Origin of the sequence: Spirosoma pollinicola (genome assembly GCF_002831565.1) — a bacterium.
In the GTDB taxonomy this organism is placed as follows: Bacteria; Bacteroidota; Bacteroidia; order Cytophagales; family Spirosomataceae; genus Spirosoma; species Spirosoma pollinicola.
On sequence record NZ_CP025096.1, the window covers coordinates 5,688,262 to 5,700,304 of the forward strand.

At 47.5% G+C, this 12,043-nt stretch carries 8 protein-coding genes; 7 read left to right on the top strand and 1 reads right to left on the bottom strand.

Annotated features, from left to right (window positions below; all coding sequences use genetic code 11):
- The first annotated feature begins 13 nt into the window (after window positions 1–13).
- From CWM47_RS23940 to CWM47_RS23955, 4 genes are all read left to right on the top strand, one after another.
- On the top strand, window positions 14–787 hold the full coding sequence (locus tag CWM47_RS23940; RefSeq protein ID WP_100990696.1) for a cell division protein FtsQ/DivIB: 774 nt from the start codon (window positions 14–16) through the stop codon (window positions 785–787).
- The gene (gene ftsA, locus CWM47_RS23945) at window positions 784–2,181 is read left to right on the top strand and encodes a cell division protein FtsA (protein WP_206170539.1); all 1,398 of its coding nucleotides are present in this window, start codon (window positions 784–786) and stop codon (window positions 2,179–2,181) included. The genes CWM47_RS23940 and ftsA overlap by 4 nt, the downstream gene beginning before the upstream one ends.
- 83 nt (window positions 2,182–2,264) lie before the next feature.
- Window positions 2,265–3,698, top strand: coding sequence for a cell division protein FtsZ (ftsZ, locus tag CWM47_RS23950; protein ID WP_100990697.1), 1,434 nt, complete (start codon window positions 2,265–2,267; stop codon window positions 3,696–3,698).
- Between the two features lie 68 nt (window positions 3,699–3,766).
- Window positions 3,767–4,474, top strand: coding sequence for a DNA alkylation repair protein (locus CWM47_RS23955; RefSeq protein WP_100990698.1), 708 nt, complete (start codon window positions 3,767–3,769; stop codon window positions 4,472–4,474).
- Window positions 4,475–4,538: 64 nt separating this feature from the next.
- On the opposite strand, the gene ffh is transcribed toward CWM47_RS23955, so the two are convergent.
- The gene (gene ffh / locus CWM47_RS23960) at window positions 4,539–5,858 is read right to left on the bottom strand and encodes a signal recognition particle protein (RefSeq protein WP_100990699.1); all 1,320 of its coding nucleotides are present in this window, start codon (window positions 5,856–5,858) and stop codon (window positions 4,539–4,541) included.
- 376 nt (window positions 5,859–6,234) lie between these two features.
- Here ffh and CWM47_RS38280 point away from each other — a divergent pair, with 376 nt between their 5' ends.
- The 3 genes from CWM47_RS38280 to CWM47_RS23975 all read left to right on the top strand — a co-directional run bounded on the left by CWM47_RS38280 (window position 6,235) and on the right by CWM47_RS23975 (window position 12,024).
- The gene (locus CWM47_RS38280) at window positions 6,235–6,582 is read left to right on the top strand and encodes a hypothetical protein (RefSeq protein ID WP_157816055.1); all 348 of its coding nucleotides are present in this window, start codon (window positions 6,235–6,237) and stop codon (window positions 6,580–6,582) included.
- Window positions 6,583–6,938: 356 nt separating this feature from the next.
- A complete protein-coding gene (locus CWM47_RS23970; protein ID WP_100990701.1) occupies window positions 6,939–10,217 on the top strand; it encodes a SusC/RagA family TonB-linked outer membrane protein in 3,279 nt (1,092 codons plus the stop codon).
- A 19-nt stretch (window positions 10,218–10,236) separates the two neighbouring features.
- On the top strand, window positions 10,237–12,024 hold the full coding sequence (locus CWM47_RS23975) for a RagB/SusD family nutrient uptake outer membrane protein (RefSeq protein WP_100990702.1): 1,788 nt from the start codon (window positions 10,237–10,239) through the stop codon (window positions 12,022–12,024).
- The last annotated feature ends 19 nt before the right edge of the window (window positions 12,025–12,043 follow it).

Sequence of the window (12,043 nt, forward strand, 5' to 3'; positions counted from 1 at the left end):
AGCTTATTTACAGATGTTTTCTACCTTTAAATCATCCAAAAAGTGGTTACTCACAATGGGCGGTATTTTTAGTCTGTTGGGTTTGATTGCTTTTACCGAAATTCGGCACGGGCAGAAGCACGTGCGGGAAGTGATCATTCGGTTGGATCAAGTTGATGGACATCGTTTTCTGACTCGTCGGGATGTGATGGGGTATCTGACTAATGAAGGAGCTGATCCTGTAATTGGTGAAGATTTCGAAGAAATTGATTTACGAAAACTAGAAAAAAGGCTACAAAAACATGGCTTAGTAAAAAAATGTCAAGTTTTTCGTGACTTAACAGGTAGCTTACTCGTCGTGATTGAACAGCCTCGTCCACTAGCTCGCCTAATGCCTCCCGGTGACGGCATTAGAAATGTTTCAGGACAGTATGTAAGTGAAGAGGGTCGTTTTTTCCCAGTATCGATGAATTACTCGGCCCGCGTACCCATTTTAACAGGCAATTATTTTGCCACAAATCGTTCGCTGACCAATAATCGCAACCGGTTATTGCTGGATTTATTGAAAAGAATTCACGATGATCCGTTTTGGCGGGCACAAATTACCGAGTTGTCGGTAGATGAGCGGGGCGAAATAACGATGTGGCCAGAGATGGGTAATCACAAAATTGAGTTCGGTTTACCTACAGAATTGGATGAAAAATTTAAGAAATTGAAACTTGTTTATACAGACGTGCTGCCGGCAAAAGGCTGGGATCACTACAGTCGGGTAAACGTTCAGTATCGAAACCAAATAGTTTGCGAATGACACCAACGGGTATGGACGAGAAAATAGTGGTGGGTCTGGACATTGGCAGTACCAAAGTATGTGCGGTAGCCGGCCGACTGATTCGAAATAATAAGGAACAGGAAACACTCGAGGTATTGGGTGTGGGCGAAACAAATTTGACAGATGGTGTAGCCAAAGGCTCCGTTGTTAACGTCAATAATACGGTGAATGCCATCAAACGTGCAGTTGCTGACGCATCGAACCAGTCGAACTTAAACATTCATCTGGTCAATGTTAGTTTTAGCGGCTCCCACGTTACGTCGGTTAAATCAAGTGGAAGCATTACTCGTTCGTCATCAGGCGATGAGGTGCAAACAGAAGATATTGACCACCTGCTCAACGACATGTATCGTACCTCGATTCCGGCCGACAAGGAAATTATCCATGTGCTGCCAATGGATTTTGTGGTCGATAATGAAACCAGTGTCAATCAGCCGGTTGGTCGGAATGGCGTCAAACTAGGGGCCGATTTTCAACTTATTACGGCGCAGGCCAACGCAGCCCGCAACATTCGCAAATGCATTTTGCGCAACAATCTGGCGCAGGATACCATGATGCTTTCGGCACTGGCATCGGGCTTAGCTGTTTTAACCGACGAAGAGAAGTATGCTGGCGTTGCGCTGGTAGACATTGGGGGCGGCACAACAGAAATGGCTATTTATTACCGAAATGTGTTACGCCACGTAGCCGTATTCCCCTGGGCAGGAAACAGCCTAACATCTGATATTCAGGCAGGTTGTAAAATTCTTCCGAATCAGGCAGAACTCCTCAAGAAAAAATTTGGTAGTGCAAACCCAAACGAATACAACCTTAATGAGGTAGTAGCCGTACCGGGGCTAAGCAACCGGAAACCTAAAGATGTGCTGCTTAAAAACGTAGCCGTCATTATTGAAGACCGCTTACGTGAAATTGCCGCCTTGGTTCAGGCCGAAATTATTCGGTCAGGATATGATGGCAAATTACTGGGCGGCATCGTATTAACAGGTGGCTCAGCCCTAATTCCAGGCGTTGAACACATATTTGGGCGGGTAACGGGTGTAGAAGAGGTTCGCGTGGGTTACCCCGAACATCTTGAACCCAATGGCCGCGCCGACCTTGTGGGCGATCCGGCTTATGCTACGGCAGTTGGCTTAGTTTGGGCTGGTTACAAAACGATTGACAACCGAATTTCATTTATAAGTGATCCTAACCGGGCTTATAAAGAAGATGAACAACCCATAGGGCCAATTCGACCGCCTTACACCCCAGCAGGCACTACAGCTAAGCAGCCCACGAGTGTTAAGGTGCCAGAACCAGAGCCTAAAAAGAGTTGGTTTGATAAGCTTAAGGAAGCCCTTCAGCCAACGCGAGGGAATGAAACCGATACGTATTGATATGCGTATCGGACCGGCCGAATGCCGGATAAAAGGCAACAAGGCAGTTTTTTTACAACGAACAGACACCTTATACCCACACGATGAATAGTCAGGGCTATAGATTCGAACTTCCAGACGACAACCCAATTATAATTAAGGTTGTCGGCGTGGGCGGCATGGGCGGGAATGCCGTCAAACACATGCACAAATTAAAAATGCAGGATGTAAGTTTTGCGGTGTGCAATACGGATCGTCAGGCCCTTATGAGCAACCCAGTACCTACAAAGTTGCAATTAGGCGACGGATTGGGCGCTGGTACAGAAGCCAAAGCTGGTGAAGATGCGGCTCGTGCCAGCATTGACGAGATTCGGAATCTATTGGCCCCTCCTACCAAAATGGTGTTCATTACGGCGGGTATGGGTGGTGGTACGGGAACAGGTGCAGCGCCTGTAGTGGCCGAAGTAGCTCGTGAAATGGGCTTGCTTACGGTAGCGGTCGTAACGGCTCCTTACTGGTACGAAGGCACAGATAAGAAAGAGCAGGCTCGCGAGGGTATCGAGAAACTCAAGAAAAGTTGCGATACCGTACTCGTTGTGCTAAACGATAAGCTGGCCGAGTTATATAGTGAACTGACCTGGACAGAAGCCTATGCCCACGCCGATGACGTACTGGCTAACGCCGTAAAAAGTATTGCCGAAATCATCACAACTCAGGGTGATATTAACGCTGACTTTGCCGACGTTAAGAAAGTACTCGAACAGGCAGGTCAGTCGGTTATGGGATCAGCGGAGATAGGTGGCGAAGATCGGGCTATTAAGGCAATCGAAGCTGCTCTGAACTCACCCTTGCTCAATGATCATGACATTCGCGGTGCGAAACGGATTCTGTTAACCATCTCGTCGAGTAAGGAACACGCCATGCGTTTGAAAGAACAAATGGCTATCTCGGAGCATGTAGCTAAGAAAATTCAGAGCGAAGCCAAGATGTTTAAGTTCGGAGCTATTACAGACGACAACCTTGGTGAAAGTTTGCGGGTAACTATCATTGCGGCTGGTTTCGACGGAACAACCACCCTGATGGATCAGCTTAAAGATACAACGGTCCATGAAAGTCCAGTTGAAGCTGAGCTGATTCTCGATGAACTGCCAGAGGCAGCTCTGGAGCAGGAAGAACCTATGGAAGAATTAGTACTGGTTGATGCTGATGGCGAAGAAATTGACCCAAACCCCGTAGGGTTGAGTGTTAAATCTGATGACAAACAAACACCAACCGGCTACAATGGTACAACCATAATCCGACCCGAAACACCGGGTATTATTCGTCCGTTTCAAGAAGATGCCGAGGTCCTGTTCTTTGATGATGAAGAACGTCCCAGCGATGTAGACATGATTAAACGAATGGTCGATGCTTTTGTCAAAGGCCAGTATCTGGCAGCCGACCTTGATCGGCCTACTTTTGAGCGTAATAAAACAATGCTTTATTCGCTGCCTATGCTCTCCGAGCAGGAGTTTGTTCGATCAAAACTTAATGATTGATCGAACGCAGCAGGCGTTTTAGGTATTAGGCAGGGATTCAAACGAGTCTCTGCCTTTTATTTTGACTTATGGAATCAACTTTTACTGACGTAAAAAACGCTATTCTGGCATTGGCTCAACCTGAACGGGCCGCTTTAATTGCTCGTTTTTTTCAAACTGGTCCCGGTCAGTACGGCGAAGGAGACCAGTTTGTGGGACTTTCCATGCCGAAACAACGTGCCATTGTCAGGCAGTATTCAAATGTATCCGTGCGTGAGGTTGAGAAGCTGGTCAGCGATCCAGTCCATGAGTGTCGGATGGTAGGATTACTTATCTGGGTCAACCAATCCCAAAAGTCAGACTTAGCTCAGCAGACTACTATCAGGGAACATTATCTGGCAAACCGGAGGTATATTAATAACTGGGATTTAGTCGATGTTACCTGCCCTCATATTGTTGGCAAGTATGTTGCTCTAAGTGGCGACAGTTCGAGTCTCTATGAGTTGGCCAATGAGCCTAATTTATGGAGTCAGCGCATAGCCATTGTGTCAACAATGGCACTTATACGCCTGGGTCAGTTCAGCGATACGTTCGCTATTTCCGAAATACTGCTTTCGCATAAGCATGACCTTATTCACAAAGCTATTGGCTGGATGCTTAGAGAGGTAGGAAAACGCAATACAGACGCGCTGGAAGAATTTCTGCACGATCATACCAGGAAGATGCCCCGAACTGCGTTGCGGTACGCTATTGAACGGTTCGAGCCCGCTCGCCGTCGGTATTATCTGGATATGTAAAACAGCCCAATAGAAAAAGCGACTGATATATTCAGTCGCTTTTTCTATTGGGCTACACCCATACCTACCGCACCATCTTGTTCATCTTGCCCGATGCCTGCATAGTGTTCATTTTCTTCATCATCTTGCGCATCTCATCGAATTGCTTCAGCAGATTATTCACCTGCGTAATGTTCGTGCCGCTACCGGCTGCTATGCGTTTTTTGCGGCTTCCATCAATGATGTCGGGGCGACTACGCTCTTTGGGTGTCATAGAGCTGATAATCGCTTCAATCGGCTTGAATGAATCGTTATCAATATCCAGGTCTTTAACCATTTTGCCCATACCCGGAATCATACCAAGCAGGTCTTTGACATTACCCATCTTTTTGATCTGCTGCAACTGCGACAGAAAATCGTCGAAGTCGAACTGATTCTTACGCATTTTTGCATTAATGCGTTTGGCTTCGTCTTCGTCAAATGCCTGCTGTGCCCGCTCTACCAGCGAAATCACGTCGCCCATGCCCAAAATACGGCTGGCCATCCGATCGGGGTAGAATACATCCAGGGCTTCCATCTTCTCACCTGTGCTGATGAACTTGATGGGTTTATTAACAACCGTTTTGATAGACAGAGCCGCACCACCCCGCGCGTCGCCGTCGAGTTTGGTTAATACAACCCCATCAAAATTAAGCCGCTCGTTAAATATCTTGGCTGTATTGACCGCATCCTGCCCGGTCATCGAATCGACCACAAACAGGGTTTCGGACGGAGAGATGGCTTTTTTAAGCGCTTCGATTTCCTGCATCATCGCTTCATCAACGGCCAAACGTCCGGCGGTATCCACAATGACAATTTTCTTTCCAGTCTTCCGGGCCTGCTCAATACCGTTCAGTGCAATGGCAACAGCATCTTTATTTTCTGGCTCGGCATACACTTCCACGCCAACCTGCTCCCCCAGTACCTTTAACTGATCGATGGCTGCGGGGCGGTAAATATCAGCGGCTACCAGCAGCACACCACGCCCCTGTTTTTTCAGATAGGCAGCCAGTTTACCGGAGAAAGTCGTTTTACCGGATCCCTGCAAACCGGCAATCAGCATAACGGCCGGGTCGCCTTTGATGTTAATGCCCTGCGCTTCACCGCCCATCAGTTCGGTCAGTTCTTCCTGAACGATCTTAACGAACAGTTGCCCGGGCTCTACCGAAATAAGCACCTTGCGATCGAGGGCTTTGTCGCGGATACGATCTGTGATGTCCTTCGCTACTTTGTAGTTAACGTCGGCGTCGGTCAGCGCGCGACGAACTTCTTTAATCGTCGCGGCAACGTTGATTTCGGTAATACGGCCTTGCCCCTTTAAGGTTTTAATGGCCTTATTTAACTTATCCTGAAGATTCTCAAACATAGTCTATGACAAACAATGCAACAAAGATAACAGTTTCTGGCGGGCGTTTTTGCAATGTGATACTAGTTAGGGTGGCTTATACGTTATTTTCCCGTATTCACTCTCGTCAACTGTAGGCAACATCAGGAAAACGCTAGAATACATTTTGAAAATGTGTTGACAACACTCATACACAAAATAATAATCTGCTAACCTATTGGTAAGGCATAAAAAAGTTGGTATGATGTTTGTTTACTTCAATACTATCAGAATTAATTACAAATACTTTAATACAAATATATGAGGCAATAATACTATTACATATATTTGTGATGAATGCAGCTACTTTGCAACCGTCTCGGATAAGCTTTTTTAGTGACTTTAAACCAACTGCCTCATGAGAATTAATTTAATCAAAACTGCAACGGGTTCTTTAGCCATTGTTTCGCTACTAGTTTGCCCGTTGGTCTCATCTAAGACTACCGCGATGCCATCGGGGTCTGCATTCAAAACAACATCGCTACTGGCAACGGAACCGCTCATTCGCACGCAAACGCGGCCAACTACCCTGGACAAAACAACTGTTCTAGCCAAAAATTCATCGGCTAAAACAGAAACCGTTACAACGACTACTGCGCCAAAAGAAAAGAAAATAGAAGAGAAGAAGACAATCAGTCGGTGTTGGAGCCGGCTTATGAATATGGCTCGCGAAATACGCCACGCGCATACGAGCACAAGCAAGTAGACCTTCTCTACCCTCACCATACAAAAATGCCCGACGGTCTATATTGACTGTCGGGTATTTTTGTTGATGAAGCATTCGGTAAAATACCAGCCCCACTGATTTTACCTCTACCAAATACATTTGATAGAATAAGAGCTACTCTCCTACAATTCGTCTTCACTATGATATACAGTGACGATGGAATCGATTAGTTATTAAAAAAATTTACATACAGCAGCCAGAATTAACGATCCCGTAATATAGGCGCCCCTACTTTTGCAGAATTAAAACGGGGTTAATGATGCCCTGTAGTTGATATAATCTATAGATCAAATTTACTTTTCTTTCTCCTCTTTCAACCATGAAAAACTATTAACATGATGAAACGAATACCTCTAAAAAAGAAGCTGTCTGTAACGCTACGCATTACAATTATACAGCTATCAGCCTTGTTCGTACTGTCCAGTTTATCCTTTGCTCACGATCTGCCCATTAAAATAACCAGCGTCGACCAGACCGTAACAGGTACGATTAGTGATGATAAGGGCGAAGTACTGCCCGGCGTAAGTGTGGTTGTAAAAGGTACGCAACGCGGCACGACAACAGATGCTAATGGTCAGTACAAAATTACAGTTCCAGATGCATCAGCTACGCTCATTTTCTCGTTTGTTGGCTATTTGTCACAGGAAATTCTGGTCGGTAATCAGAGTGTACTCAGTGTAACCCTCAAGCCCGACTCCAAATCGCTGGAAGAGGTGGTGGTGGTGGGTTACGGCACCCAAAAGAAAGTTAATCTTACAGGGGCGGTTGATCAGATAACGAGCGAAGTGCTCGAAAATCGCTCACTGCCTAACCTGAGCCAGGGTTTGCAGGGTACGATTCCGAACCTGAACCTGACTATGGGCGATGGCAAGCCAACCCAGTCGCCTTCGTATAACATACGCGGAACAACCTCGATTGGGCAGGGCGGCAGTGCGCTTGTACTGATCGACGGGGTTGAGGGCGACCCGAGTCGGCTTAACCCCAACGATGTAGCCACCGTTTCTGTCCTGAAAGATGCCGCTTCGGCTGCTATTTATGGAGCCAGAGGGGCCTTCGGTGTGGTTCTGATTACGACCAAAAGTCCAACGAAAGACCGTACCAGTTTTACTTACTCGGTCAATCACTCCATCAAGAGCCCAACCACTGTTCCGAAATATGTAACGAATGGGTACCTGTTCGCGAAAATGTTCAACGAAGGCTGGTCGGCCTGGAACGACTATGCACAAACACCCCAGAATATTAACAAAACGGTTCGATTTTCGCCCGCTTACCTAACAGAACTGGAGCGCCGAAACAACGACCCTACACTACCTAAAACCGCCGTTGATCCAACCACGGGAGAGTATGTGTATTACGAAAACACCGATTGGTATGGTGAACTATACAAAAAGAACACCAGTTCGACCGAACACAATCTGTCGTTTTCGGGTAGCAGCGGCAAAGCTGATTTTTACGTAACAGGCCGCTACTATTCGCAGGATGGTATTTTTAAATACAATTCCGACGACTACAAAATCCTGAGCTTACGGGCTAAAGGTTCTATCCAGCTTTACCCCTGGTTGAAGGTTGGCAACAATGCCGACTTCTCGTCAATGAAGTATCACAATCCCCTGAATACCGGCGAAGGCGGCAGCATCTGGCGAAACATCTCCGACGAAGGCCATACAGTAGCCCCAATGTTTAACCCCGATGGAACATTAAGCTATTCGGCAGCCTACACCGTAGGGGATTTCTGGTACGGTAAGAATGGTATCAACATGGATCGGCGGGTGTTTCGGAATACGGCTGATTTCTCGACAAAATTCTTCGACGATAAATTTCGGGTAAACGGAAATTTCACCTTTCAAACTACCGACAATAACGAGTATCGGACGCGTGTGCCAGTGCCGTACAGTCGTAAACCGGGGGTTATTGAATATGTAGGTACGAACTACAATGACCTGCAAAATCTCTATCGGCAAACGCTTTACACAGCAACGAACATTTATGCCGAATACGAACCCCGCTTCAGCCCTAATCATTACATAAAAGCACTGGTTGGCTATAACTACGAACAATCGAACTACCGGAAGCTCGAAGTCATTCGCAATGGCCTGATTTACCCCGATGCGCAGGATATCAGCCTAGCTCTGGGTCAGTCCATAACGACCAACGGAGGCATGGAAACCTGGGCTATAGTGGGTGGCTTTTATCGCCTGAACTACGCCTTCAGGGAACGCTATCTGCTCGAACTGAATGGCCGTTATGATGGCTCATCAAAATTCCCCTCCGATCAACGCTATGCTTTTTTCCCATCGGTTTCGGCGGGTTGGCGCGTCTCGAACGAACCTTTCTGGAAGGTATCACCCAAAGCCATTACGGACCTGAAAATCAGGGGTTCGTTTGGTTCACTCGGCAATGGCAGCATTGGCTCCTATGCGTTTCAGGAGCAGTTCAATATCTCACAATCAGGGCGGGTGCTGAATGGCGTGAAACCACAGAGAACGGGCCAGCCTACCGTTATTCCAAACGGGTTGACATGGGAAACATCAACCACATCTGACCTTGGTGTTGACCTGGGCATGTTGAACAACCGCCTGACCTTTACGGGCGATGCCTACATCCGCACCACGAAAGGCATGTTCACAACTGGGATGACGTTACCAGCGGTTTTTGGTACCGATGTACCAAAGGGTAACTACGCCGATTTGACCACCAAAGGGTGGGAAGCGGTGCTGACCTGGCGCGATAAACTCAAGGTAGCCAGCAAGCCATTAAACTACGAAGTTCGACTGACGATGTCCGATTATCAGGCGACTATTGACAAGTTCAACAATCCGAACCAGCGCCTGACAGATTATTACGCAGGTCAGAAAGTGGGCGAAATCTGGGGCTTTGAAACGGCGGGTTTCTTCACCTCAGCTGACGACATTGCCAAATCAGCGAAACAAACGTTATACAAAGCATCCAACACCGGCCAGTTGCTACCCGGCGATATCAAGTTCAGAGACCTCAACGGCGATGGCGTTATCAACAATGGCGACAATACGGTAGCCAACCCCGGCGACCGGCGAATTATTGGTAACTCCACTCCACGCTATACCTATGGTATTATGCTGGGTGCCGACTGGAACAACTTTTTCTTCTCGGCCTTTTTCCAGGGCGTTGGTAAGCAGGACTGGTGGCCGGGTTCAGAAGCGGGTATCTTCTGGGGGCAGTACAATCGGCCTTATAACAAGCTGCCGGAATGGCAACTGGGCAACATCTGGTCAGAAGATAACCCAAACGCCTACCTCCCCCGTTATCGTGGCTATGTGGCCCAAAATGGTTCCGGCGAACTGTATCAGGCACAAACAAAATACCTGCAAAGCATTGTTTATCTACGGATGAAAAACATCCAGATTGGTTACAACTTACTCCGACCGCTCATTCAGAAGGTAGGGATGAACAGCGCCCGGATTTTTGTATCGGGTGAGAATCTATTAACCTGGGCAGGCTTGTATAAAATCATTAAAGACCTCGATGTTGAAAATACCGGCGCATCTGACCGGGTATTAACAGACGGCAACAACGGAAATGGTAATAACTACCCGATACTGAAAAGTTTCACAATGGGATTATCCGCCACTTTCTAACCCAAAAAATCGAACGATCATGAACACAAACTATAGCTGGCTTTTTTTATTTTGCCTTTTCCTGGTTGGCTGCAACGATCTGGAGCAGGTGCCTCAATCAACCGCTTCGAAAGATGCGGTATTCAGCAGCACAGGTGGACTGGATTTATATGTAAACTCCTTTTATGAAGGAGCAAATACAGGCGTCCTGCCCTCCGGCAACGATATTATTCGAAGCGATGAAATGGCTGATTTTTCGGCCCGAACCCAGGTGCCGGATTTCTTACGGGATGGTGCCTACGGACCCCGGCAAAGTACCGGCTGGGATTGGCGGCCTCTTCGAAACATCAACTATTTTATTGCTAACTGCACAAATCCGGCGGTTCCGGTCGAAACGCGTCGGCATTATATTGGTCTGGCCCGTTTTTTCAGAGCCTGGTTTTACTTCGATAAAGTAAAGCGCTTTGGTGATGTCCCCTGGATTAGCACAGCCATGAGCATTGACGATCCGGCTTTATACAACGGTCGGGATCCGCGTGCTGCTGTGATGGATTCTGTGCTGGCCGATCTGGATTATGCGACGCAGAATATTAGAACGACAAGCGATAACACCCGCAGTTTGATCACAAAGTATGTGGCCTATGGCTTTAAATCGCGGGTCTGTCTGTTTGAAGGGACATTCCGAAAATACCGCACCACGTATAACCTGGGCAGCACAGCCGACAAGTGGCTGAACGAGTCCGTGAAAGCATCTGAGGTGGCTATAAAAGAAGGTGGTTTTAGCTTGAACGAAACCGGGGGCACCGATAAATCCTATCGGCAGTTGTTCACCAACACCACCCCTGTAACCAATGAAATCATGCTGTCGGCCGTTTCTGATGCTACACTAAGTGTATACAATGATGCTAACTGGTGGTGGACCAGCGCCACCTACGGGTCGCGGGTAAGCCTGATCAGAACCTTCGTGAACACGTATTTGAACACCGATGGCACGCCCTTTACTGACAAGCCAAACTACAAGACTCTTACGTTTATTGAGGAAGTGAAAGGCCGCGACAAACGCCTGCAACAAACCATTCGGATGGGAAATTACACCCGTACCAACGCTGGTGCCATAGAGCCCGCGCCACCCATTTTTTCCTATACGTACACAGGTTACATGCCAATAAAGTGGTCGCTGGACGATACCTATTATGATGGTGGCACCCGAAATATCAACTCCATTTCGACAATGCGGTACGCCGAAATTTTGTTGAACTATGCTGAAGCCAAAACCGAACTCGGAACACTCACCAACGAAGACTGGGCCAAAACGGTAGGTGCCTTACGAAAACGGGCAGGTATTACAGCAGGCTTGTCCGTCAAACCGGCAGTGGCAGACCCCTACCTGAAAGCCAACTATTTTCCGGACATTTCAGACCCGGCACTGCTGGAAGTTCGTCGCGAGCGGGGCATTGAACTGGTATTCGAAGGGTTCCGTTTTTCGGACATTATTCGCTGGAATCGGGGAGCGTTGATGGAGCAGACCTGGAACGGCTTTTATGTGCCAGCGTTAGATACGCCACTCGATTTGAATGAGGACGGCAAAAACGACGTCGTTTTCTATAAAGTCAAACCAGCCACCCAACTGGCGGGTGTGACCTACATCAACGTTGCCGAAACAGTTAACGGCGTACCCAATCCGCAGCGGTTGAAAAACGACACCTCCGGTGAGCTGACCTGGCTGAACAACATACCGAGAAAATGGGATGAGAAATTCTACCTCTACCCTATTCCCGAAAATGACCGCCTGCTGAACCCAAAAATTGGTCAAAACCCAGGCTGGTAGAATATATGCCATCGTATGT